Origin of the sequence: Acinetobacter sp. BHS4 (genome assembly GCF_018454425.1) — a bacterium.
GTDB lineage: Bacteria > Pseudomonadota > Gammaproteobacteria > Pseudomonadales > Moraxellaceae > Acinetobacter > Acinetobacter pittii.
This window is the reverse complement of sequence record NZ_CP075323.1, coordinates 2,001,053-2,024,198: the sequence shown is the minus strand read 5'-3', so window position 1 is coordinate 2,024,198 and position 23,146 is coordinate 2,001,053. Positions and strand designations below refer to the sequence as shown.

Sequence of the window (23,146 nt, the reverse complement as noted above, 5' to 3'; positions counted from 1 at the left end):
GCATGTCATTAGCCCAGCTGATCCAGAATGCATGGAATAAACAATCGAGTTGGTTGATTGCTTTACGTCCATTGTCTTGTTTGTATCGGGCTGGGTTTTTACTAAATCGTAATCTTTATAATTCAGGTTTTAAGCAAGTTTATAAAGCGCCCGTACCTGTGATGGTTATAGGTAATATCACAGTAGGCGGAAGTGGAAAAACTCCCTTGCTCATACAACTAGTGAATTATCTACAGCAGCATGATGTAAAAGTGGGGGTAATTAGTCGGGGATATGGGGGTAATGGTCCTTTTCCAATGCTGGTTACCTCGGGTGCCCAGGTAACTCAGGCGGGGGATGAGCCAGCATTAATTGTTCAGGCTACAAGTGTACCAATGGCGGTAGGTCCCAATAGACAGGCTGCAATAGAGTTATTGCTTGAGTCATCAGAAATAGATTTGATTATTAGTGATGATGGGTTGCAGCATTGGGCATTAGATCGACAGATCGAGTGGATTGTACTGGATCAAAATCGTGGTTTAGGGAATAAAAAACTATTACCTGAAGGCTATCTGCGAGAGCCTGTTGAACGTTTAGAAACTGGAACAGTGATTGAGCATACTCATAAACCTGATACAGAATTAAACATGCATCTCGAGACAGGACAGCCATATTTACTTAACCCTTTATCTAATTCTAAACCAAGCCTTAATCTTGAGAATAATTATCATGCTGTAGTTGGTATTGGTTTTCCTCAACGGTTTTATCAAACACTCAAAGATCTAGGGGTGAAGCAATTCCAAGAACATGCATTTCGCGATCATCATGATTACACAATCAATGATTTAATTTTTAATGATGAGCTGCCACTTATTACAACTGAAAAAGATGCAGTTAAACTATTACCATTACTTGAAAAACATCCTGAATTTAAACAATCTATTTGGGTAGTTCCTGTTAAAGCTGTCCTGTCTACACAGTGTTATCAGGTTTTAAAAATGCAATTGCAAGAACTTGATATTCAATTATCTTAGGAAGAAAAAATGAAACACATCGTCATTCCAGCACGCTTCTCAAGTTCGCGTTTGCCAGGTAAACCATTGTTGCTTATTCATAACCGTCCTATGATTTTACGTGTAGTGGATCAGGCAAAAAAAGTCGAAGGTTTTGATGATTTATGCGTGGCAACAGATGACGAACGTATTGCTGAGATCTGCCGTGCAGATGGAATTGATGTAGTTCTTACCAGTGCTGATCATCCTTCGGGTACAGACCGTTTAAGTGAGGTGGCTCGCATTAAGGGTTGGGATGCAGACGATATTATTGTAAATGTTCAAGGTGATGAACCTTTATTGCCAGCTCAACTTGTTCAGCAAGTTGCAGAACTTTTGGTTAATAAACCAAATTGTTCAATGTCTACGTTGTGTGAGCCGATTCATACCTTAGATGAGTTCCAGCGTGACAGTATTGTAAAAGTAGTCATGTCTAAACAAAATGAAGCTTTATATTTTAGCCGGGCTACCATTCCTTATGATCGAGATGGGGCTAAGCATGATAAACCGACTTTACATTCACAAGCATTTCGTCATTTAGGTTTATATGCTTATCGAGTGAACTTATTACAAGAATACGTAACATGGGATATGGGGAAGCTTGAAAAGTTGGAGAGCCTTGAACAATTACGTGTTTTGGAAAATGGTCATCGAATTGCAATTGCTGTAGCCGAAGCCAATTTGCCACCAGGTGTGGACACTCAAGCTGATCTTGATCGCTTAAATAGTATGTCTGTTGAATCTTTCGAATAAGCGTTAATTTTTAATGAATCCGAATGTTACTTCAAAGGTTTATCCTTGGCAGCAAACAACATGGGACACCTTGACATCAAGGTTTCCCAATATTGGACATGGTCTCTTGTTTTACGGCAAGCAAGGCTGTGGGAAACATGCTTTTGCTAAGCAGTTTTTGGCATGGGTACTTTGTTTAAATAAGCAGCCACAGGGCGCTTGTGGTGAATGTAGTAGTTGTCAATGGTTAAAATCAGACACTCATCCCAATTATGTTCATATCACAACGGATGAGGAAAATAAAAAACAGAATGCAAAAATTAAAATAGAAAAGATTCGTGACTTACTACCTTTCGTACAACAAACGGGAGAAGGTTGGCGCGTTATTGTGATTGAGCCTGCAGAAGCACTTAATTTGGCATCTTCAAATGCTTTGCTAAAGACTTTAGAAGAACCAGGCGAGCGTGTTGTTTTAATTTTATTAGCTGATCACTATCTTAAACTACCGGCCACTATTCGTAGCCGATTGCAACATTTCGCTTTAGATCGTATTTCATATGAGCAAGCTACTTCTTATTTGAATGAGCATTTATCTGAACTTGCGGAAGTGCAGCCTGATTTACTGCTTGGCTTATCTAATGATATGCCTTTACAAGCAATAGAAATTGCTCAAAGTGACTGGTTTGCGAAAAGGCAAGTTTTCTTAAATGATTGGCTTAAAATTGTTGCTCAAAAAAATATGCCTTTATTTTTCTCAGGCAAATGGCAAAAAGAATTAAGTTTTAATGATTTTATAATGCTTTTTGAATACTTGTTGGGTGATTTAATTTGTGTCAAGCTAAACCAACCACAGAAAAATACTGATTTAGATTTTGATCAGTTAAGCCCATATTATGATTTAGAAAGCTTATTTAATATTTATAGTGAATTACAGCAAGCAAAAAAGCTTGTTGAACAAAATGTACAAAGCCAACTTATTATTGATCAATTATTTATAACGTTAATGAATATTTAAGGGGAAAACTATGCAGCCGCAAATGGGGGGGATTATTCAGGTAAATATTCCTGATAAAGCTACTTTGCAAGCAAGCTATATGGGATATGTGCAAGGTGGAGGCCTATTCGTACCATCAAAACAAAAGGTAAAGATGGGACAAGAAATTTTCATTTTAGCGACTTTGCCTGAGCAGTCTCAAAAAATTCCTCTAACAGGCAAAGTAATCTGGATCTCCCATAAGCAAAGTGGATTTAAACCTCAAGGTTTTGCTATTCAGTTAAGCGGAGATAAGGGAATTTACTATAAAACTGAGGCAGAACGAGTTTTGGCTGGTAGTATGTCTCTAGACCGTCCAAGTTATACGATGTAATTAAATAGGAAAGAAAAGTGTTTGTTGATACGCATTGCCATTTAACGATGTTAGATTTAACACCTTATAACGGTGATCTGGACCTTGCGCTTGCAGCGGCGCGAGCAGAAGGAGTGTCTAAGTTTATGGCAATTTCCGTTGATCTCGATGACCATATTGCATTGGCTGAAATTGCAAATAAACATGCAGATGTTGGTTATACGGTAGGTGTACACCCTTGTGAGGATGTGGGCACAATGGCACGTGCAACAACTGAGTATTTGGTTGAATTGGCTCAATCAGAAAAAGTATGGGCTTTAGGTGAAACTGGACTGGACTATTATCACAGTACTGATTTTATTGAAGAGCAAAAAGCATGTTTTGCAAGACATATCCAAGCTTCAAAAATTGTAAAAAAACCAGTTGTCGTTCATACCCGATCAGCAAAGCATGATACGGTAGATATTATCCGTGCTGAACACTCAACACATGGGATTCTGCATTGTTTTACTGAAGATTGGGAAACTGCTAAAGCTGTACTTGATTGTGGTTATTACATTTCTTTTTCCGGTATTGTGTCATTTAAGAATGCACAGGATTTGCGCGATGTAGCTAAACAGGTTCCACTAGATCGCCTTTTAATTGAAACAGATAGCCCGTATTTAGCACCTGTCCCATATCGTGGTAAAACAAATGAACCAAAATATGTGCCTTATGTAGCCAAAGCGCTCAGTGATGTATATGATAAATCGGTTGAGGAAATTGCAATGATCACCTCACAAAATTTTGAGAACTTGCTAAAAGCGATTTAGGTTATAGAAACTATATAAGAGAGTAATTGCGTGAAGATGGATCGTCAGGCTCAGTTCCGAGCAAGAGAAGTATTAATATTTCAGGTTGCGGAACAATTATTGCTAGAAAATGGCGAAGCCGGAATGACACTCGATGTCTTGGCTGCTGAGCTTGATTTAGCAAAAGGAACTTTGTACAAACACTTTCAAAGTAAAGATGAGTTGTACATGCTGTTGATTATTCGTAATGAGTGTATGTTACTTGAAATGGTTCAAGATACTGAAAAAGCCTTTCCAGAGCATTTGGCCTTTTTCATGTTGCATCATTTACATCATCCTGAACGAACAGTTTTATTTCATCAAATTGAGGAAAAACTCTCAATCACTGCTCAAGGCGTACATCATCTTTTTCACGAACTTTATCAAGTGCGTAAACAGAGATTGCGAATTATCATTCGCATGACAGACCATTACCTGGAATCTATTCAAAGCAGTATGCCTACACGAGATTATCTTGCTTCTATTTGGTCATTAACTCATGGTGCGGCAGCTATTCTCAATTCAAGTTTTTATCAACGATATTTAGGTTCAAGAGACACTTTAAGAGTGGCTTATATTGATCAGGCTTTAGCCTTACCTAAACAAGCTGTTGAGCAATATGCTTAGGTCGATATGAAATCTCAATCACCACTTAAATCCCAAAAAGGTTTTACTCTCATAGAAGTGATGGTGGTGATTGTTATTATGACGATTATGACTTCTTTAGTTCTACTCAACATAGGTGGGGTTGACCAAAAGAAAGCGATGCAAGCAAGAGAGTTATTTTTGCTTGATATGCATAAAATTGGTAAAGAGTCGCTTGATCAGTCTCGTGTTTTAGCTTTATCTACTCTCAGTGAAACAGATGTTTCACCATTTTCTTATGAATTGTATGAGTATCACGACCAGAGTAAATTACAGGTCCAAGATTTAAAAAATCGCTGGCAGAAATATTCTGAGTTTAATACACGCCAGTTGCCTAAACATGTATCGTTTACAATACAACCTTTAGATGAGCAAAACTATTCAAAAGCTACGAATACCGATTTAATTGGAGGGCAGGCTCCGCAGTTAATCTGGTTCGGTAACGGTGAAGCTAAAACTGTGAAAATACAGTTTTACTTTGAACAAAAACCAATTGGTTCAGAAATACAAATTGATCATTTGGGTAAAATAAATGAAATCTAAAGGCTTTACTCTATTAGAAGTAATGGTTGCTTTAGCAATTTTTGCAGTAGCGGCTGTCGCGTTAACTAAAGTAGCCATGCAATATACTCAATCTACCTCAAATGCAATTCTTAGAACCAAAGCTCAGTTTGTAGCAATGAATGAAATTGCTTTAATGGAGATAAATCAGGAATGGCTTGAAGGTACTCAAAGTAAGCAAGTTACTTCTCAAGGCGAAACATGGCAGATTGACAAATCTGCACAATCTACAATTAGCCCGAATGTTCAGAAAGTAGATTTACAAATTAGCTTATATGATTCTGATAAGGGCAAAGTTCAAAATGGTATTACTCACTTGGTATTTTTTAATTATCCAATGAAAGCAAAATAATGATAAAGAATAAAAGTTTTCGCTCTCCAAGCTCAGCTTCCCGTCTTGCGGTACGATCGGAGCAGATGATGAGGGGTTACTCTAAGCAAAGCTCTTCGTCTTCCGCTCAGACAAAGCTTCGCTTTGTTAATCCTCGCTCAGGATTTACTTTAGTTGAGCTTTTAGTTTCAATTGCAATTTTTGCTATTTTATCTTTGTTGGGGTGGAAGGTTTTTGACTATTTATTAAAAGTTCGCGATCGTAATACTCAACATGAAGTGCAGCTATTTGAATTACAAGATGCTTATCAACAAGTTTTGCGTGATACATTGCAAATTATACCTTTATCAGCCAATCAAGGCGGGCAATTACGTCCAGCTTTAGAGATTGATAATCAAGTTCTCCGCTTTAGTAAGGCGGGTGTTACTGATCCATTAAAGCAAGGATTATCACCTTTTGAGCGTATCGAATATCGATATGATCCTGATCAAAAAAAGCTTTATCGCCTAAAATATAGTAACTTAAATACTTCAAATAGAGAGCAACCCTTATCAAGTACGCTGTTGAGCCAAGTTGAACAATTTCAAATTATGGTTTTGACACCTCAAGAAGTAACAAAGTGGCCTGAAGTTAACATTGACCCTACAAAACCTGATGAATTTAGGAAGTTGCCAAAAGGAATAAAAATGCAACTCACGGTTGCAGGTGTAAGTTATGAGTGGATTTATAGCTTAAACCAAGGTGACTTATCGCTCTCCAAACAGGGAGGTCAATAAATGTTACTCTATAAAAAAAATCAGCAAGGTGTAGCGTTACTCACAATTTTGATAATGGTTGCTTTGGCTACAATTTTAGCTGCCTCTATCGCAAAGCATCAAACTAATACGATGGAAAATACGGGTTATTTGATGCGTCAAAATCAGTCATTACTCTATGCAAAAAGTGCAGAAGCTTTTTTTTCTGAATTATTAATTCAAGATGCAAATAATGCTGGTGGTATCGATCATTTAAAGGAAAGTTGGGCTCAGCCAATGCCACCTTTTCCAATAGAAGATGGAGCCGTATCGGGGCGCTTACTAGATGAGTCAGGAAAATTTAATCTAAACAATTTAACGACCAATGAAGGCAAGGTAAACGAAGCTGCTAAAAATTGGTTTGAGCGATTGCTTGTGCGTGTAGGATTGCCAGCAGAGTTAAGTCAAGCAGTTATTGATTGGCAAGATCCAGATGATGAACCAAGCGGCCCTATGGGGGCAGAAAGTAACTATTATGAAGGACTTGACCCTGGCTATTTGGCTTCAAATGCTAAATTTCATCGTATAGAAGAGTTGAAATTGGTAAGAGGTTTTGAAGGCAAGAAATATGATTTAATAGCACCATATATTTCTGCATTACCTGAAAATACAAAAGTGAATGTTAATACCGCATCACCATTAGTATTAGCGAGTATTGATCAAAAATTAGATTTAGGGACTATAGAAAAAGAACTTCAATTACGCCAACAGAATTTAAAGTTCTTTCAAAATATTGATGAATTATGGCAATTGAATGCTTTTTCAACAGTTGATCCACAAAAGAAAACTGAAGTTAATAGTCTTTTAGATGTGAAGTCGAACTTTTTTCAAGCACAAATTGAGGTTGTGTTGAATAATAGAAAAAGACAGTTTACAAGTGCTTTAATGCGCAGTGATAAGCAGGTTTATGTATATTCTAGAAATATAGTGCCTTTTAACTAATTGAAAAATTATGATTTATTTACTTTTGATGTTCTTTAAGTTTGTAATTATAAATTTTTCTCAAGTTAAACGTTAAAGTAAATATAAATTTTCTATATGTTTATATTCAATATTTCTTCATCAGTCTTATCATACTTTTTGCTAATTGTTTCTAATTGAAAAGTGGTGCGAAATTTTCGTCTTTTGCTTTATAATAATGTTCTTAGAAGGAATGATCGATTTGGCACATGTTAATTCGTAAGTTATTTAAGTTTGAAAATGCACATGTTGTACGTAACTGTACATCGGATCGTTGTAAGCGATCAATTCATGGACATAGCTATAAAGTTGAGTTATTGCTTAAAGCTTCGAAATTAGATCATGGGCAAATGGTTTATGATTTTGGACTCCTAAAAGGAGTAATAAAAGACCTATTCGACAGCTTTGATCACGCAATCTGTTTTTGGGAAAAAGATGATTCTCAATATATTGATGCATGTCAGACTTTTAGTGCTCGTTGGATTTCTTTACCTGTTTCACCATCGGCTGAACAGTTTTCACGTATTTTCTTTTATCTAGCTCAGCAAGTTTTACAATCAACAGTCACTCAAAATGGGGAAGGTGATGTTGAAGTATATTCTGTTATTGTTCATGAGACTGATACTGGATATGCTCAGAGCTTTATTGAAGATATTCAAAACGAACAAATGGGTATTTTAAGCCTTGATGGAATTGTTTTTTCAGAACAAATTCAGATAGAGTGGACAAATCCACAAATGTATGAAGACTTGAAAAAAGGGATTAAATTTAATAATCCTCAAGTTGATTTGCAAGTCGAAGTATAAATCGAATTACTTATTTTATTTGTAGAATTGAAAATTGATCTAGGATGACATTAATGCAATTAACTGAGCAACAGCAAGATAAACTCAGTAAAGTTCAATTAGAAGAAAGTTGGAAAAGATCTTTAGCACCTTTTCTATTAAGTCCTCAGATGGATAGTTTGCGCGATTTCTTATTTCAACAGAAACAAGCTCAGAAAATAATATATCCGCCTAGTAAACAGATCTTTAATGCTTTAAATACCACACCACTGGCTGATGTGAAAGTTGTGATTTTAGGGCAAGACCCGTATCACGGGCCAAACCAAGCGAATGGATTAAGTTTCTCTGTTCAAAAAGGTATTGCATTACCACCATCTTTGCGCAATATTTTTCATGAATTACATACAGATTTGGGTATTCCGGCTCCTCGCCATGGTGACTTAACAAAATGGGCTACGCAAGGCGTGCTTTTACTCAACAGTGTGCTTACCGTTGAGGCTGGACAGCCGACTTCACATCAAAAGCAGGGTTGGGAAGCCTTTACTGATGAAGTTATTGATGTTCTTAATGAACAGAGACAACATATAGTATTTATTTTGTGGGGTGCTTATGCACAGCGCAAAGGACAACGTATAAATAGAGATAAACACTTGGTTTTAACAGCCGCACATCCATCACCTCTTGCTGCAAATAGAGGGGGATTTTTTGGATGCAAAGTGTTTTCAAAAACAAATCAATATTTGAAACAACATGGCATTGAGCCCATAGACTGGCAATTGGACGCATGATGAACTCTCCCAATGTAAATAACTATCACCCGGACTTGGTGGTTGAAGAAGCAAAAAATGGCTGGCGTATAGTACGTTTGAATCGTCCTAAATCGTTACATGCTTTAGACGAATCAATCGTAACGGCATTATTGCGTGTATTTGAAGATTTCCGTGACGATGAACAGGTTAAAGCAATTTGGTTAGACTCAACTACACCAAAAGCTTTTTGTGCAGGTGGTGATGTTAGAAAATTACGCCAACTTGTTATAAATCAAGAAGTCGATACTGCAAATAAGTTCTTCCAGCAGGAATATGCTTTAGATCTACTTTTACATAATTATGCTAAACCGGTTGTGGTTTGGGGAGAAGGTTATGTAATGGGCGGTGGTTTAGGCTTGTTTATGGCTGCACCATTCCGTCTAGTGACACCATATTCACGTTTAGCAATGCCTGAAATTAATATTGGTTTATATCCTGACGTTGGTGCGAGCCGTTTCTTGGCAGATCGTGGTCCAATAGGTTTGTTTACGGGTTTAACCGGTTCAATCATGACCGCTGCTGGAGCATATAGCATTGGTTGGGCAACACATATTTGTGAAGCACAGCGTGATAATGTTTTGCAAAAAGTTTTAAATATTAATTGGGCTCATTATCCTGCAGGGGATTTCCGAGCAATTGATGATACTTTAAATAGTTTGCACCGTCCTGTTGCGGCAGGTCCATTGCAAAACTCACTTGATGTAATTCATAGCGTTTGCCGTGGTTTTAATTTTGAACAAGACTATCAAGCTATTGTTAGCTTACGTGATGCGAGCAGTGATTGGTTACGTCAAGCGAGTGAGAATTTGCAAAAAGGATCTCCTAGTACTGCAGCAATTACTTGGTTACTGTGGCAATGGGGCAAACAAATTCACTCATGGGATGAGGTCTTTGATCTAGAGGCTCAGATTTCTGAGTGGAAAATACGTCATCCTGACTTTGTGGAAGGTGTTCGCGCACGCTTAGTTGATAAGGATTTATCTCCTGAATGGAAACCATGTGACGATCTAAGCTTGAGAGGTATATTGGCTGATTGTCCACCAGTAACTTCAATTGATAGCTGGAATGCCTTACTTAGACAACACGGTGTGATCACCTAAAATAAATGACTGAATATAGTGATGAATACTGGATGCAGCTTGCTTACGAGCAAGCTGAATTAGCTGCTCAGCAGGGTGAGATCCCTGTTGGAGCGGTTCTGGTGAGCCAAAATCGAGTAATTGGATCTGGTTATAATGCTCCAATTACTTTATTAGATCCAACTGCACATGCAGAAATTCAAGCTATCCGTGCAGCGTGTTCCTCTTTAGAAAATTATCGATTACCCGAAGATACAACTTTATATGTCACTCTTGAACCATGTACTATGTGTGTAGGTGCGCTCGTACATGCAAGAATTAAACATGTGGTTTTTGGTACACCAGAACCTAAAGCAGGCTCTTTGGTGAGTGCGCGTCAGTTATTACAGCAAGGTTATTATAATCATAGGTTTACATTTCAGAATGGCTGTCTACAAGAAAAATGTGCACAACAGCTTAGCCATTTTTTTAAACGAAGACGTGAGCAAAAGAAACAAGATAAACAACAAAAAAACGTCCTTAAATGATTAAAAATTAACATACTCTTATGGCAAACTAACGCGGTTTTAATGTCATGATTCTATTTAATAAGGACGATCCAATGCGTAATGTAATTACCGTAGAAAAAGAATTTAATGCTCCTCTGACTGATGTATTTAATTTGCTCTCTAAGCATTCAACTTACAATACTGCTTTTGCACCTTTACAGGTTGTGCGTGTTAAAGACTCCGCAGATTCTAAAAGACCTGATGGTTTAGGCTCAATTCGACGTATGGGATTTGGTCCAATTAAGCCACTTAAAGAAGAAATTACATTGTTGGAAGAAAATAAAAGTATTGAGTATAAATTAATAGACAATCCTTTGATTAAACACCATTTAGGTAGAATCGAGTTTTCTGAGATTACTCCATACATTACCTTAGTTACATACCGCATCGAGTTAACGGCAAAAGCGCCAGTGGTCAGTAAATTAATCCTTGCACAGCTAAAACTAGCCATTACACTAGGCTTTTCGAGATTAGCTAAAGCATTTGCTTCTTAGTGAGAGTTCAATGACAGTTCAAATTATTACTATTGATGGTCCGAGTGGTTCGGGTAAAGGAACATTGGCCGCAAAAATTGCAGCACATTATCAATATCATTTACTTGATTCGGGTGCCTTATATCGTTTATTGGGGTTGTCATTACATAAACACGATTTATTAGAGAAATTAGACAGTCAGCTTGATGAATGTATTCAATATGCACGTCAACTGGACATCAAATTTGAAACATCTACCTCAGGGATTTTGGTCTTCTTGGATGGAGAAGATGTATCTCAAACAATCCGTACAGAGCGAGTTGGTGAGTACGCTTCAAAAGTTGCAGTGGTTCCAGAGCTTAGACAGGCACTATTTGAAAGACAAAGAGCTTTTGCGCAAAGTCCTGGTTTAGTTGCAGATGGCCGTGATATGGCAACATCTATCTTTCCAGAAGCTAATGCCAAAATTTATCTGACAGCTTCGGCCGAGTCGCGCGCTGAGCGAAGAGTAAAACAGTTGCAGGGTATGGGGCTAGATGCTAAAATAAACGACATTTTAGCTAATATACAGGCACGAGACAAAAGAGATATGGAGCGAGAAGTTGCTCCGCTCAAGCCAGCCAAAGATGCTTATATCATTGATAGTTCGGAATTAACGATCGATCAGGTATTTAAGTTAATGGTTGATTATGTCGATAGCCGTACTATTTAGTAAATAGAATTATCAGTTGAAGCATAGCTTGATCAGTCTATAAAGACTATGTTGATACTTAACTAAACCGGCCTTGTCTGATCCAAGACCGCTGAATTTATCAGGTATATCATGACCGAATCTTTTGCAGCCCTCTTTGAAGAAAGTGAATTAAACCTCAACGTTGAAAAGGGTGCAGTCATCCAAGGTGTTGTTGTAAACATCGATAGCGACTGGGTAACTGTTGACACTGGCCTAAAGTCTGAAGGCATTGTTGACCGTGCTGAATTTTTAAATGAACAACGTGAACTTGAAGTTCAGGTTGGTGATACTGTTGACGTAGTTGTTGAAGCTCTTGACAACGGTATGGGTCAAACAGTTTTATCACGTGAAAAAGCTAAGCGTGCTGAAACTTGGACTAAACTTGAAAAAATCTTTGAAGATGGCGAAATCGTTACTGGTGTTATCTCTGGTAAAGTTAAAGGCGGTTTCACTGTTGACATCGGTCCTGTTCGTGCATTCTTGCCAGGTTCATTAGTTGACACTCGTCCTATCCGTGACACTACTCACCTTGAAGGTAAAGAGTTAGAGTTCAAAGTAATTAAACTTGATGCTAAACGTAATAACGTTGTTGTATCTCGTCGTGCTGTTATGGAAGCTGAATCTTCTGCTGACCGTGAAGCATTACTTGCTCAACTTGAAGAAGGTCAAACAGTTACAGGTACAATCAAAAACCTTACTGATTACGGTGCATTCGTTGATCTTGGCGGTATTGATGGTCTTCTACATATCACAGATATGGCTTGGAAGCGTATCAAGCATCCTTCAGAAGTTGTTGAAGTTGGTCAAGAAGTTACTGTTAAAGTACTTAAATTTGACCGTGAACGTAACCGCGTATCTTTAGGCCTTAAACAATTAGGCGAAGATCCATGGTTAGCGATCATGAGCCGTTACCCTAAAGGTTCTATCGTTAAAGCTCGCGTAACTAACTTAACTGACTACGGTTGTTTCGCTGAAATCGCTGAAGGCGTTGAAGGTTTAGTTCACGTTTCTGAAATGGACCACACTAACAAAAACATCCACCCATCTAAAGTTGTTCAGATTGGTGATGAAGTTGACGTTATGGTTCTTGAAGTTGATGAAGAACGTCGTCGTATTAGCCTTGGTATCAAACAAACTCGTGCTAACCCATGGGAAGAGTTTGCTAAAGCTCATGAGAAAGGCGAAAAAGTATCTGGTACTATCAAGTCTATCACTGACTTCGGTATCTTCATTGGCTTGAACGGCGGTATCGACGGTTTAGTACACTTGTCTGATATTTCTTGGAACGAGCAAGGTGAAGAAGCTATTCGTCGTTACAAGAAAGGTGACACTGTTGAAGCAGTTATCTTGTCTGTAGACGCTGAAGGTAACCGTATCAGCCTTGGTATCAAGCAATTGAACAGCGATCCGTTCAATGACTTCTTAGCTGCTAACGAACGTGGTGCTTTAGTTAAAGGTACTGTAACTGCAGTTGATGCTCGTGGCGCAACTGTTAAGTTAGCGGACGAAGTTGAAGCAACTCTTAAAGCTTCTGAAATCAACCGTGACCGCGTAGAAGATGCGACTAAATTCTTAGAAGTTGGTCAAGAAGTTGAAGCGAAGATCATCAATGTTGATCGTAAATCTCGCTCTATCAACTTGTCTATCAAAGCGAAAGACGAAGCTGAAGAGAAAGAAGCAGTTGCTAGCTTACGTACAGCAACTACAAGTCAAGACAATGGTCCTAAGACTATTGGTGACTTGATCAAAGCACAAATGAAGTAATAAGTTAACAAAGTACAGTTTCATGTAACGGAATTGTACTTTTTATACAAATTACTGTAAACGGTAGCCTAGTATTCAACATACTGCGCTACCGTTTTGTATTTAAACAGGTTATTATCGAACGACATAGAGTAGCAATAAATAACGAGGTCGTAGATGACTACTGAAGCTCTTAATAAGTCTGATTTGATTGAACGCATTGCGCTAAAAAACCCACACTTAGCTGAACCTTTGGTGGAAGAGGCGGTTAAAATTATGATTGATCAAATGATAGAAGCACTATCAACTGATAATCGAATTGAAATCCGTGGTTTTGGTAGCTTTGCTTTACACCACCGCGATCCAAGAGTTGGTCGCAATCCTAAAACAGGAAAATCAGTTGAAGTTGCAGCTAAAGCTGTTCCACATTTTAAACCCGGAAAAGCCCTTCGTGACGCAGTAAACGAATCTGGGAAATAAATAAAATTTATAAGTCGGGGTGCCTATGCGTTATATTTTAATTGCATTGCTTATTGTTGTATTTGGCTATTCTTTAGCACTTGTTTTGCAGAATCCAACAGAACTTTCTGTTGATTTGTTATTTACCCAAGTTCCAGCTATGCGTTTAGGCTTATTATTGCTACTCACATTAGTACTAGGAACAGTGGTCGGTCTTTTACTTGGTGTACAGGTTTTCAGAGTATTCCAAAAAGGTTGGGAAATTAAACGCCTGCGTAAAGATATTGACCATTTAAGAAAAGAACAAATCCAAAGTGCTCAATTAGCAGCGGCTGAAGCAGCTGCAAATGTAAGACATGAAAAAACCGTTGTAGATATTTATCCGCAAGATAAAAATTCTACTCCGCTATAATCCCCGTACTACTCTTTATTAATGAGTAAAGAGTAGTATCTCTCTAAATTTTATTTCTTCTTTTATTCTTCCAAATATAAATGCTTTTGTTCTTATCGCTTTAATTTTGGAAAGCAGCTCTCTACATTCCTTTATTCCTTCATGAGTTGTCTATTATAATAACGCTGATTTTATATGATGGAAGAAAGTCTCTTGAGTATCATTGTTGCGTTAGATGCAAAAAGCCAATATGACGCTTTAAAAATTGTTGAACAGCTTGATCCTGCTTTATGTCGTGTAAAAGTGGGTAAAGAGCTTTTTACTCATGAAGGCCCATCTGTTGTAAAAAAACTGCAAGAACAAAATTTTGAAGTTTTTCTTGATCTTAAATTTCATGATATTCCAAACACTACAGCTCAAGCAGTATGTGCAGCGGCTGATTTAGGTGTATGGATGGTAAATGTTCACGCTTCAGGTGGCCGTAAAATGATGGAAACCTGTGTGGAGCGTTTAAAAGCGGGTAACTATCAAACCCAACTTATTGCTGTGACAGTACTCACATCAATGGGTCGGGAAGATTTAAAAGATATTGGTTTAGATGTTGAACCTGTAGAGCATGTGAAGCGCTTAGCTAAATTAACTAAAGAAAGTGGCTTGGATGGGGTGGTTTGTTCTGCTCAAGAAGCTAAGATTCTTCGTGAATTGATCGGGCAAGACTTCTCTCTGGTAACACCAGGAATTCGTCCAGAAGGTTCTAATGCAGACGACCAAAAACGTATTGTAACTCCAAAGCAAGCTATGCTTGATGGCTCTACGCATCTGGTAATTGGTCGACCGATTACTAAAGCAGAAAAGCCAACAGAAATGTTGAAGTCTATTCTTGCTTCGATTGCCTAAAAATTTAGGAATAAGCTAATTAATAATGGGGCGAGTAGGCTTAATAGTAAGCCGCTCATCATGGCATGTGGTACATAATGTGTACCACATGACTGTTTTACCATTGCTAAGGTAACATCCATGGAGGTTGCGCCTGCACTTGAGATAGCAGGGCGTGGAAAACGCCAACCCATGGTATACATTAGAAAAATGGCAACAATTTCTCTAAATAAGTCAGTTAATAAAGCAATTCCACCCAACTCTGCCGAATGTAATTGCGTAAATAAAATCCCTGACATTGAATACCAGCCATAGCCTTGTGCTAAAGCTAAAGTTTCATTAAGTGTAAAATGCTTGTTGAGCAAATAGTAATTCAAAAAGCCCGCTATACATGACCCTATAAAAGCAGCTAAGGGTACAATTAAAATCTTCCAGCTTAACCATGTGCGGTTAAAGTGGGTGAAGGCAAGTTCGATACCAATTAAAAAAATAAAAAGTAATAACAAATACCAGCTATTAAATGCGATATGTGAGGTGAATTGAGTAATGATAGCGCCGAATAAAACACCGACACCTAGTGCAAGAAAAGCCTTCGCAATATTCTTTAAAGCATTTACAAAAAGTTGTAGGGAAATTTTGCCTTTAACACTTTGTTTATCAAAAATTGTATAAGCAAATAAACACGTAAAGAAAGAACCAAAAGATGTTGTAAGAGCAATGATAATAGCGGGTGGAAGTATGGCAGAAGGATTCTCGATTTGATCAAGTGCCAAGGTTAATTCAAAAGCTACACTAGCTAAAAGAATATAAGAAAAATAGGGCAGTATTTTAAATATAAAGTGTCGGATATTTAGAGATAGTTTGGGTGCTAGGAAATAACCGGAAGCAAGTGCTAAAAAGATTTGAATAATGAGATAAAAAGATTGCATATAATAGGTAGATTGTTATTAACCTACCTATTATGTCTTGAACATTTTAAGCTGCATAGCTCTGTGAGCTTTTATTTAAAAGTAAGTAGTCATTGGGCTTAACTTTACGAGTTTCTAACCAATACTTCCATGTGTAAGTTGGCCATAGTGAAAAGTTTCTACCATCGGCAGATTGATACCAGCTACTACACCCACCAGCTTGCCATACAGTTCCTTGAAGCTGCTTTTGAACACGTTCGTTAAAAGCATCTTGAACATCTGGTTTGATCTCAATTGCTTTTTGACCAGACTCTTCTACTAACTGAATAAGCTGTAAAATGTAATTTACTTGAGATTCAATCATAAAAATAATCGAATTATGACCTAGAACTGTATTAGGACCTACCAATTGAAATAGGTTAGGAAAATTTTTGGTCATAATTCCGTAATAGCTTTCAGCGCCATCTTTCCATGCTTGTTTTAACTCGATTTGATTACGTCCGATACATGTGAAATGTTTTAAATAAATACGTGGGTCAGTAATAAAACCTGTACCGTAAATTAAACAATCAATAGCTCTTTCTTGTCCATCTTTGGTAATAATACTGTTTTCTTTAATCTCTTGAATACTATCAGTTACTAGCTCAACATTTTTTCGGTTAAAAGTAGGAAAGTATTTATTTGAGATAAGAATACGTTTACATCCCATAACGAAATCAGGTGTAAGTTTTTTTGCTAACTCTTTATCTTTAACTTGAAAACGTATGAATGCTTCTGCCAATTTTTGGCCATACTTCATGATTTGAGGTTGAACAATGGGTACAACGCGAGATTCATTACTCCAGTAAAGTCGACTACGATGAAGCTGGCGATAAATATTAGAAGATTTGAATAATGCTTTACTTAAGCTTGAATATTTACGCTCATCTCGTGGTATTACCCATGCAGCTGTTCTTTGAAATACATAGAGCTGTTTAACATCTTTGGCTATTTCAGGAATATATTGAATTGCGCTACCACCTGTACCAATAGATGCAACTGACTTTCCGTTTAAGTCATAGTCATGTTCCCATTTTGATGAATGAAATACTTTTCCTTTGAATTTCTCTATCCCCTTGATAGGAGGAATTTGTGGGATGTGTAGGGGACCAGATGCAAAAACTACAAATTGCGCTTCTATAGAAGGTTGGTTCTTAAAATCTAGAATCCACACATGACGTGTTTCATCATATTCGACATGAGTTACATCATGGTTAAACTTGCAGTAATCTTTAATTTTATATTTCTGTGTAATGTCTTGAATATAATTAAAGATCTCTGGCCCCTCAGCATAGCGTTTTGTCCAATCTGTTTTTGGTGCAAAAGATAATGAATACATATGAGATTGAACATCACATGCTGCACCTGGATAACGATTTTCTCGCCAAGTTCCGCCGACATCGTTTGATTTTTCTAAAATAACAAACTCTTGCTGTTGATTTTGTAGTAAACGGATTGCCATTGCTAGGCCACCAAAGCCAGCACCAATAATAGCGATTTTAGTTTTTTGAATAGCATATTGCTTTGTGTTTAGCATTGGAAACCCTGCATAAGCTGAAAAGAGGATTGCTCGCAAGACTAACGTTTTTTAATCAGTTTAAACATGATTGTAACGACGTGAAAATTGATAGATTCGGCAATTAATTTTCTTGCTTCTTTATAGTAAAACATTTCAGTCTAGGGAAATTGATAGAAGAATGAAACGGTCGATACTTGGTTTAATCTATTTAATTCAAGGAATGCGCAATGCTGGCATTGATGTCGACTCACGTTTGGCTGATATAGGTATTAAAGTTGATGCTTTAGACCCGAGCTCTACAATTCATGATCGTCTTGAATGGGACATTCAACAAATAATTAGTAAAAATGTAGAGCCTGAAAAGGGTTTATTTATTGGACAGCATTATGCTTTAGCCGGTTACGGCCCATTGCTTATGCTACTTGTCACAAGTAATGATATTCAAACTGCTTTAAATAAGGGTATAAAATATCAAAAGCTTACGCATTTATTTGGTAGCTTAGCTTTATACGAAACTGATGAGCGGACCATTTTAAATTATTTGCCTGTTGATTTAAAAACGGAAATTGGGCAGTTACGGGCACAATGTGAAGTCTCAGGAACTTATAAGTTTATTCAAGATATTTATACGATGATGGGATTGCAAATGCCTGCGATGCGTATAGAACTTCCATTTGAAAAGCCTACTAATATAGATACTTTGTCACGCTATTTTGCATATTATGGCGAAGATGTGCATTTTAATGGTAAATATGCGGCATTTAGCCTAAGTAAGGATGTACTTGAAATCAAGATTCCTTCTTCCGATATCATTACACATCGTATTTATGAATCAAAATGTATAGCAGAAATAACAAGATTAAATCAACAAGATCATCAAACTCCACATATCATACAATGTGTGCAAGATTATCTTGAACTGCAACAAGGAATTATCCCGAGCATGGCGGAAACGGCTTTTGCATTGAAAATGCCTGAAAGGACATTAAGGCATCAACTGCAACAGCTAAATACGAGTTATAAGCAAATTCGTGAACAAATTATCAAGAATAAGGCATTGAAGCTTATGGAATATAGGGAATACTCAATAGAAGTTGTTGCCGAATTACTCGGCTATTCTGAACCAGCGGCATTTAATCATGCATTTAAACGATGGTTTGGACAGAGTCCTCGACAATATGCAAAAGAGTCATCGTCGTAACTCTTGATGCTAAAAGCTAATGTGGTTGAACAAAATGTTCGCTATACTCTCATCAGTTAAAATTGAAATAAAACGATATGTTAAATTTAAAATCTTCTCATAGTACTGCATTCACACCTTCTTCCCCAGCAGAACGCTATGCTGAGGCTTTAGCTTCAGGTCAATTTATGGCAGATGAAGCGCAAGCACAGGCAGTGCAAGAATTAGATCGCGTATGGAAAGAACTTTTAAACCGTTATAAAGCCTCAAAAAAAGCTTTCCGTCGTTTTCGTCGCCAAACTTCACCTAAAGGTGTATATATGTGGGGCGGAGTAGGCCGTGGTAAAACTTGGCTTATGGATCAATTTTACGAGTCTGTGCCATTTCGCCGTAAAACGCGTATGCATTTTCATCATTTCATGCAACATGTTCATAAAGAGCTAAATAAGCTTTCAGGCCAGCGTAATCCACTTGAAATCGTAGCTGACCAAATCTATAAAGATGCTGTCGTTATCTGTTTCGATGAGTTCTTTGTATCAAACGTAACAGATGCAATGATTTTGAGCGATTTATTCCAAAAATTGTTTGTACGTGGTGTAACATTAATTGCAACATCAAACATTGCACCAGATGGCTTATATAAAAACGGTATTCACCGTGATCGTTTCTTGCCAACCATCGAAATGGTTAAAAAGAACTGTGCTGTTTTAAACGTAGATGCAGGTGTGGACTATCGTTTACGCGTACTAAAACAAGCTCAATTATTCAAATCGCCATTAACGAATGAAGCACAAAGCTGGATGGCTGAACGTTTTAGTGCATTAACTCATACACAAGCTCATTCTCAAGAGCCGATTGTGATTAATAATCGTGTTGTCGAGACTCTGGGGCATACAGAAGATGTGTTGTGGTGTGAGTTTTCTGAACTCTGCTTTAAACCACGTAGCCCAGCAGATTTCATTGAAATTGCAAATATTTATAATACGGTTTTAGTCAGTAATGTTCCTCATTTGACAGATTTCTTGTCTGAAGGTACTCGTCGCTTTATTTATCTAGTCGATGAATTCTATGATCGAGGTGTGAAATTACTTTTAACGTCTCAAGATAGTATTATTGATATTTATCAAGGTGAAAAGTTAGCATTTGAAATTGAACGTACGCGCTCACGTTTGCTAGAAATGCAATCTGATGAATATTTACATTCTGAACATCGTCATATTGATGCTACTAAAACTTCTTAAGAAAGTAGATATGAAAAGCGCTCTAAATTGGGCGCTTTTTTTACAACAAAAATTGATAAATTTAGTTAAATAGTGCTTTTTCACGCTGTAAAGTTTGATATAACTAAATACGCTTTAGAAAAACAAGATAGTGAAATTTTTTTGTCTGTTAACAAAAAGTCTAGTTTCAGTATCTTTAAATATTGAATAAATTGATGGGAATCCTAGTTAGAATTTTAATATTTCCTATATAGAAAAATTTATCTTTGTCAATAGTTTTGCAATGGAAAATGCTTACTATTTAGGAATGTGATATTAGTATTCAGCTTAATTTAAATCGGTATACTAGGATTCTCTTGGTATAAAAAGTAGCAACTTCAGGAAAGACAATGACTGCACGTATTCAAAAAGGCAAGTTAGCGATTGCTAAAGAACTTTACGATTTTATCGAAAATGAAGCTTTACCAGGTTCTGGTTTAGATAGTGAAACTTACTGGAAGAACTTTGAGCAAGTTGTTGTCGATCTTAGCCCAAAAAATAAAGCATTATTGGCTAAGCGTGATGAATTACAAGCAAAAATTGATGAATGGCACCGTAACAACAAATTTGAATTAGGTGCTTATAAAGCGTTCTTAACTGAAATTGGTTATTTATTGCCAGAAGTTGAAGATTTTCAAATTACTACCGAAAATGTAGATGAAGAAATTGCGTTGTTGGCAGGGCCACAGTTAGTTGTACCTGTACGTAATGCACGTTATTGCTTAAATGCAGCAAATGCCCGTTGGGGTTCTTTATATGATGCACTTTACGGCTTCGATGTAATTTCTGAAGAAGGTGGAGCTGAAAAGGGTAAAGGATATAATCCTGTTCGTGGTGCAAAAGTTATTGAGTTCGCTAAGAATTTCTTAAATGAAGTTTTCCCGCTTGCTCAAGGTTCACATGCAGATGCAACAAAATATGCAATTGAGCAAAATAAACTCGTTGTAACTTTGAAAGATGGTTCAAAAACAGGTTTAGCACATGAAGCTCAGTTTGTTGGTTTCAATGGTGAAGAAGCAAATCCTTCAGAAGTTGTACTTTTAAGTAATGGTCTTCATGTCATTATCGAAATTGATGCAAATAGCCCAATTGGACAAACTGATCCAGCGGGTGTTAAAGATTTAACATTTGAAGCGGCAGTAACCACAATTCAAGATTTGGAAGACTCGGTTGCGGCTGTTGATGCAGAAGAAAAAGTTGAAGGTTACCGTAATTGGTTAGGTTTAATGAAGGGTACACTTCAAGAATCTATTGAAAAGAATGGTAAAACGATTGTTCGTGATCTCAATAAAGATCGCGAAATTAAAAACTTAATTGGTGGTACAACAAAACTTCATGGTCGTTCACTTATGTTACTTCGTAACGTAGGTCACTTAATGACTAACCCAGCTATTTTGGTAGATGGTGAAGAAATTTTTGAAGGTATTATGGATGCATTGGTAACTCCATTGTTATCAATTGCTGATATCCGTAGTACAAACGAAAATAAAAACTCTCGTAAAGGTTCTATGTATATTGTTAAGCCAAAAATGCATGGTCCTGAAGAAGTTGCGTTTGCTGTAGAGTTATTTGAGCGTGCTGAACAGGCGATTGGATTACCACCTAAATCGTTAAAAATCGGTATTATGGATGAAGAGCGCCGTACGTCTGTAAACTTGAAGAACTGTATTGCTGCTGCAAAAGACCGTACGATCTTTATTAATACTGGCTTTATGGACCGTACGGGTGACGAAATCCATACTTCTATGGAAGCTGCGCCAGTTGTTCGTAAAGAAGCGGTTAAAACACAAAAATGGATTGCTGCTTACGAAAATCGTAACGTTGCAATCGGTTTGAAATGTGGTTTACAAGGTAAAGCACAGATTGGTAAAGGCATGTGGCCAAAACCAGATAGCATGAAAGATATGTTAGCAACTAAAGCTGCACATCCAAATGCTGGTGCTTCATGTGCTTGGGTTCCATCTCCAACTGGTGCGGTACTTCACGCGATGCATTACCATCAAGTGAATGTAAAAGCACGTCAAGATCAGTTAAAAGCTGAAGAAATGTTATCATTAGATGACTTGTTGACCCCGCCGTTTGCACCAGATACAAACTGGTCAGCAGAAGAGATCAACAATGAACTTGAAAATAACTGCCAAGGTATTTTAGGTTATGTTGTTCGTTGGGTTGACTTAGGTGTGGGTTGTTCGAAAGTTCCTGATATTAACAACGTGGGCTTAATGGAAGACCGTGCAACATTACGTATTTCTTCTCAACACGTTGCTAACTGGTTACGTCACGGTATTGTGACTCGTGAACAAGTTGAAGAAGTGCTTAAACGTATGGCAAAAATTGTTGATGAGCAAAATGCGAATGATCCATTGTATAAACCAATGGCAGCTAACTTTGAAACAAATATTGCTTTCCAAGCAGCTTCTGATCTTATCTTCAAAGGTTGTGAACAGCCTTCTGGTTATACTGAGCCTTTACTTCATGCGGCTCGTTTGAAGTTAAAAGGTTATACAGGTGATTAATTTCATCCTGTTTTGAAAAAAAGCCTCTTCGGAGGCTTTTTTATTTTCGGTATATTTTGTGCTTATAGAAAGGGAATTTATAGCTAAAAGGTTTTGAATTTGATTAGTCTAAAAGATCTCGATCGTGAGAATTGGCTTCTATGCGCAAAATTATCATTAGATGATTCTCAAAAAGATTATGTTGCACCAAATGTATATTCTATTGCTGAGTCTAAAGTGGAAGCACATTATTGTCCAAGAGTGATTTTTTCGGATGATAAAGTCATTGGATTCTTAATGTATTGTATCGAAGTTGATCCACCTGATGAGACATTATTTTGGTTGTTTCGTTTTATGATTGATGCAAATAATCAGGCTAAAGGTTGTGGTACCATTGCATTGCAAATAGCGATTGATGAAATGGCTGCAAAAGGAGCTAAGCGTATTCGAACAATGTATAAATCATCCAACTATGTGGCTGGAAAACTTTATAAAAAAAAGGGTTTTCAAGAAACTGGAGAATATGATGAGTGTGGAGATATTATTTTAGAGTTGAATATTTCTAATTAAAAAAAACGCTAACTGAAGATTCAAGTTAGCGCAGGAGTTAATAGAATTAA

At 37.2% G+C, this 23,146-nt stretch carries 26 protein-coding genes; 24 read left to right on the top strand and 2 right to left on the bottom strand.

From position 1 onward, the window contains the following. Nucleotides 1-2: 2 nt before the first annotated feature. The 20 genes from lpxK to pyrF all read left to right on the top strand — a co-directional run bounded on the left by lpxK (nucleotide 3) and on the right by pyrF (nucleotide 15,147). Nucleotides 3-1,013 carry a tetraacyldisaccharide 4'-kinase gene (gene lpxK / locus KIP84_RS09660; RefSeq protein WP_069123106.1) on the top strand — a complete coding sequence of 337 codons (1,011 nt, stop codon included), beginning with the start codon at nucleotides 3-5 and terminating at the stop codon, nucleotides 1,011-1,013. Between the two features lie 9 nt (nucleotides 1,014-1,022). Further along, on the top strand, nucleotides 1,023-1,784 hold the full coding sequence (gene kdsB / locus KIP84_RS09655; protein ID WP_213688360.1) for a 3-deoxy-manno-octulosonate cytidylyltransferase: 762 nt from the start codon (nucleotides 1,023-1,025) through the stop codon (nucleotides 1,782-1,784). Between the two features lie 13 nt (nucleotides 1,785-1,797). After that, a complete protein-coding gene (locus tag KIP84_RS09650) occupies nucleotides 1,798-2,778 on the top strand; it encodes a DNA polymerase III subunit delta' (RefSeq protein WP_039761071.1) in 981 nt (326 codons plus the stop codon). A gap of 10 nt (nucleotides 2,779-2,788) precedes the next feature. Continuing rightward, complete coding sequence (locus KIP84_RS09645) at nucleotides 2,789-3,130, top strand: PilZ domain-containing protein (RefSeq protein ID WP_002121335.1); 342 nt, start codon at nucleotides 2,789-2,791, stop codon at nucleotides 3,128-3,130. 17 nt (nucleotides 3,131-3,147) lie between these two features. Then, on the top strand, nucleotides 3,148-3,921 hold the full coding sequence (locus KIP84_RS09640) for a TatD family hydrolase (protein WP_005069538.1): 774 nt from the start codon (nucleotides 3,148-3,150) through the stop codon (nucleotides 3,919-3,921). A 36-nt stretch (nucleotides 3,922-3,957) separates the two neighbouring features. Further along, the gene (locus KIP84_RS09635; protein WP_213689836.1) at nucleotides 3,958-4,566 is read left to right on the top strand and encodes a TetR/AcrR family transcriptional regulator; all 609 of its coding nucleotides are present in this window, start codon (nucleotides 3,958-3,960) and stop codon (nucleotides 4,564-4,566) included. A 6-nt stretch (nucleotides 4,567-4,572) separates the two neighbouring features. Beyond that, nucleotides 4,573-5,127, top strand: coding sequence for a type II secretion system protein (locus KIP84_RS09630; RefSeq protein WP_039761075.1), 555 nt, complete (start codon nucleotides 4,573-4,575; stop codon nucleotides 5,125-5,127). Continuing rightward, entirely contained in the window at nucleotides 5,117-5,497 is a 381-nt protein-coding gene (gene gspI, locus KIP84_RS09625) for a type II secretion system minor pseudopilin GspI (protein WP_002121425.1), read from the top strand. The genes KIP84_RS09630 and gspI overlap by 11 nt, the downstream gene beginning before the upstream one ends. After that, nucleotides 5,497-6,252: a type II secretion system minor pseudopilin GspJ gene (gene gspJ, locus KIP84_RS09620; RefSeq protein WP_039761079.1), complete on the top strand. Its 756-nt coding sequence runs from the start codon at nucleotides 5,497-5,499 to the stop codon at nucleotides 6,250-6,252. The genes gspI and gspJ overlap by 1 nt, the downstream gene beginning before the upstream one ends. Continuing rightward, nucleotides 6,253-7,212, top strand: a complete 960-nt coding sequence (gspK, locus tag KIP84_RS09615) for a type II secretion system minor pseudopilin GspK (protein WP_213688359.1) — start codon at nucleotides 6,253-6,255, stop codon at nucleotides 7,210-7,212. A 227-nt stretch (nucleotides 7,213-7,439) separates the two neighbouring features. Beyond that, nucleotides 7,440-8,036 (top strand): 6-carboxytetrahydropterin synthase, encoded by a 597-nt coding sequence (locus KIP84_RS09610; RefSeq protein ID WP_017386831.1) that lies wholly within the window; start codon nucleotides 7,440-7,442, stop codon nucleotides 8,034-8,036. Nucleotides 8,037-8,089: 53 nt separating this feature from the next. Continuing rightward, complete coding sequence (gene ung, locus KIP84_RS09605; RefSeq protein ID WP_005069527.1) at nucleotides 8,090-8,803, top strand: uracil-DNA glycosylase; 714 nt, start codon at nucleotides 8,090-8,092, stop codon at nucleotides 8,801-8,803. Continuing rightward, complete coding sequence (locus tag KIP84_RS09600) at nucleotides 8,800-9,924, top strand: enoyl-CoA hydratase/isomerase family protein (RefSeq protein WP_014206599.1); 1,125 nt, start codon at nucleotides 8,800-8,802, stop codon at nucleotides 9,922-9,924. Before ung ends, KIP84_RS09600 begins: the two co-directional genes overlap by 4 nt. A gap of 5 nt (nucleotides 9,925-9,929) precedes the next feature. Continuing rightward, a complete protein-coding gene (gene tadA / locus KIP84_RS09595) occupies nucleotides 9,930-10,430 on the top strand; it encodes a tRNA adenosine(34) deaminase TadA (RefSeq protein ID WP_213688358.1) in 501 nt (166 codons plus the stop codon). A 74-nt stretch (nucleotides 10,431-10,504) separates the two neighbouring features. Next, entirely contained in the window at nucleotides 10,505-10,945 is a 441-nt protein-coding gene (locus tag KIP84_RS09590; protein WP_014206600.1) for an SRPBCC family protein, read from the top strand. Nucleotides 10,946-10,955: 10 nt separating this feature from the next. Beyond that, nucleotides 10,956-11,636: a (d)CMP kinase gene (cmk, locus tag KIP84_RS09585; RefSeq protein WP_213688357.1), complete on the top strand. Its 681-nt coding sequence runs from the start codon at nucleotides 10,956-10,958 to the stop codon at nucleotides 11,634-11,636. A 111-nt stretch (nucleotides 11,637-11,747) separates the two neighbouring features. Then, on the top strand, nucleotides 11,748-13,421 hold the full coding sequence (gene rpsA / locus KIP84_RS09580; RefSeq protein ID WP_002121348.1) for a 30S ribosomal protein S1: 1,674 nt from the start codon (nucleotides 11,748-11,750) through the stop codon (nucleotides 13,419-13,421). 156 nt (nucleotides 13,422-13,577) lie between these two features. Continuing rightward, nucleotides 13,578-13,880: an integration host factor subunit beta gene (locus tag KIP84_RS09575; protein ID WP_002121337.1), complete on the top strand. Its 303-nt coding sequence runs from the start codon at nucleotides 13,578-13,580 to the stop codon at nucleotides 13,878-13,880. A 25-nt stretch (nucleotides 13,881-13,905) separates the two neighbouring features. Continuing rightward, nucleotides 13,906-14,271 (top strand): lipopolysaccharide assembly protein LapA domain-containing protein, encoded by a 366-nt coding sequence (locus KIP84_RS09570; protein ID WP_002121360.1) that lies wholly within the window; start codon nucleotides 13,906-13,908, stop codon nucleotides 14,269-14,271. Between the two features lie 177 nt (nucleotides 14,272-14,448). Further along, entirely contained in the window at nucleotides 14,449-15,147 is a 699-nt protein-coding gene (gene pyrF / locus KIP84_RS09565; RefSeq protein ID WP_063098720.1) for an orotidine-5'-phosphate decarboxylase, read from the top strand. On the opposite strand, the gene KIP84_RS09560 is transcribed toward pyrF, so the two are convergent. Together KIP84_RS09560 and KIP84_RS09555 are read right to left on the bottom strand one after the other, a co-directional pair. After that, nucleotides 15,144-16,055, bottom strand: coding sequence for a lysine exporter LysO family protein (locus KIP84_RS09560; RefSeq protein WP_213688356.1), 912 nt, complete (start codon nucleotides 16,053-16,055; stop codon nucleotides 15,144-15,146). The two genes, pyrF and KIP84_RS09560, sit on opposite strands and share 4 nt — an antisense overlap. Nucleotides 16,056-16,101: 46 nt before the next feature. Beyond that, nucleotides 16,102-17,649 (bottom strand): NAD(P)/FAD-dependent oxidoreductase, encoded by a 1,548-nt coding sequence (locus KIP84_RS09555; protein WP_213688355.1) that lies wholly within the window; start codon nucleotides 17,647-17,649, stop codon nucleotides 16,102-16,104. A 121-nt stretch (nucleotides 17,650-17,770) separates the two neighbouring features. On the opposite strand from KIP84_RS09555, the gene KIP84_RS09550 reads away from it, so the two are divergent. The 4 genes from KIP84_RS09550 (at nucleotide 17,771) to KIP84_RS09535 (ending at nucleotide 23,096) form a co-directional block, all read left to right on the top strand. Beyond that, on the top strand, nucleotides 17,771-18,793 hold the full coding sequence (locus tag KIP84_RS09550) for an AraC family transcriptional regulator (protein WP_213688354.1): 1,023 nt from the start codon (nucleotides 17,771-17,773) through the stop codon (nucleotides 18,791-18,793). Between the two features lie 77 nt (nucleotides 18,794-18,870). Then, entirely contained in the window at nucleotides 18,871-20,013 is a 1,143-nt protein-coding gene (gene zapE / locus KIP84_RS09545) for a cell division protein ZapE (RefSeq protein WP_002117902.1), read from the top strand. Between the two features lie 368 nt (nucleotides 20,014-20,381). After that, nucleotides 20,382-22,547 carry a malate synthase G gene (locus tag KIP84_RS09540; RefSeq protein WP_002117981.1) on the top strand — a complete coding sequence of 722 codons (2,166 nt, stop codon included), beginning with the start codon at nucleotides 20,382-20,384 and terminating at the stop codon, nucleotides 22,545-22,547. Between the two features lie 99 nt (nucleotides 22,548-22,646). Next, nucleotides 22,647-23,096: a GNAT family N-acetyltransferase gene (locus KIP84_RS09535; protein WP_199992455.1), complete on the top strand. Its 450-nt coding sequence runs from the start codon at nucleotides 22,647-22,649 to the stop codon at nucleotides 23,094-23,096. Nucleotides 23,097-23,146: the final 50 nt, after the last annotated feature.

Coding starts and splice junctions, on each gene's coding strand:
- KIP84_RS09590 (WP_014206600.1), top strand. CDS start 10,505: ATGCGTAATGTAATTACCGTAGAAAAAGAATTTAATGCTCCTCTGACT.
- zapE (WP_002117902.1), top strand. CDS start 18,871: ATGTTAAATTTAAAATCTTCTCATAGTACTGCATTCACACCTTCTTCC.
- cmk (WP_213688357.1), top strand. CDS start 10,956: ATGACAGTTCAAATTATTACTATTGATGGTCCGAGTGGTTCGGGTAAA.
- KIP84_RS09570 (WP_002121360.1), top strand. CDS start 13,906: ATGCGTTATATTTTAATTGCATTGCTTATTGTTGTATTTGGCTATTCT.
- KIP84_RS09630 (WP_039761075.1), top strand. CDS start 4,573: ATGAAATCTCAATCACCACTTAAATCCCAAAAAGGTTTTACTCTCATA.
- lpxK (WP_069123106.1), top strand. CDS start 3: ATGTCATTAGCCCAGCTGATCCAGAATGCATGGAATAAACAATCGAGT.
- KIP84_RS09635 (WP_213689836.1), top strand. CDS start 3,958: ATGGATCGTCAGGCTCAGTTCCGAGCAAGAGAAGTATTAATATTTCAG.
- gspK (WP_213688359.1), top strand. CDS start 6,253: ATGTTACTCTATAAAAAAAATCAGCAAGGTGTAGCGTTACTCACAATT.
- ung (WP_005069527.1), top strand. CDS start 8,090: ATGCAATTAACTGAGCAACAGCAAGATAAACTCAGTAAAGTTCAATTA.
- tadA (WP_213688358.1), top strand. CDS start 9,930: ATGACTGAATATAGTGATGAATACTGGATGCAGCTTGCTTACGAGCAA.
- KIP84_RS09540 (WP_002117981.1), top strand. CDS start 20,382: ATGACTGCACGTATTCAAAAAGGCAAGTTAGCGATTGCTAAAGAACTT.
- KIP84_RS09645 (WP_002121335.1), top strand. CDS start 2,789: ATGCAGCCGCAAATGGGGGGGATTATTCAGGTAAATATTCCTGATAAA.
- gspI (WP_002121425.1), top strand. CDS start 5,117: ATGAAATCTAAAGGCTTTACTCTATTAGAAGTAATGGTTGCTTTAGCA.
- KIP84_RS09550 (WP_213688354.1), top strand. CDS start 17,771: ATGAAACGGTCGATACTTGGTTTAATCTATTTAATTCAAGGAATGCGC.
- kdsB (WP_213688360.1), top strand. CDS start 1,023: ATGAAACACATCGTCATTCCAGCACGCTTCTCAAGTTCGCGTTTGCCA.
- KIP84_RS09560 (WP_213688356.1), bottom strand. CDS start 16,055: ATGCAATCTTTTTATCTCATTATTCAAATCTTTTTAGCACTTGCTTCC.
- gspJ (WP_039761079.1), top strand. CDS start 5,497: ATGATAAAGAATAAAAGTTTTCGCTCTCCAAGCTCAGCTTCCCGTCTT.
- KIP84_RS09575 (WP_002121337.1), top strand. CDS start 13,578: ATGACTACTGAAGCTCTTAATAAGTCTGATTTGATTGAACGCATTGCG.
- pyrF (WP_063098720.1), top strand. CDS start 14,449: ATGGAAGAAAGTCTCTTGAGTATCATTGTTGCGTTAGATGCAAAAAGC.
- rpsA (WP_002121348.1), top strand. CDS start 11,748: ATGACCGAATCTTTTGCAGCCCTCTTTGAAGAAAGTGAATTAAACCTC.
- KIP84_RS09600 (WP_014206599.1), top strand. CDS start 8,800: ATGATGAACTCTCCCAATGTAAATAACTATCACCCGGACTTGGTGGTT.
- KIP84_RS09650 (WP_039761071.1), top strand. CDS start 1,798: ATGAATCCGAATGTTACTTCAAAGGTTTATCCTTGGCAGCAAACAACA.
- KIP84_RS09610 (WP_017386831.1), top strand. CDS start 7,440: ATGTTAATTCGTAAGTTATTTAAGTTTGAAAATGCACATGTTGTACGT.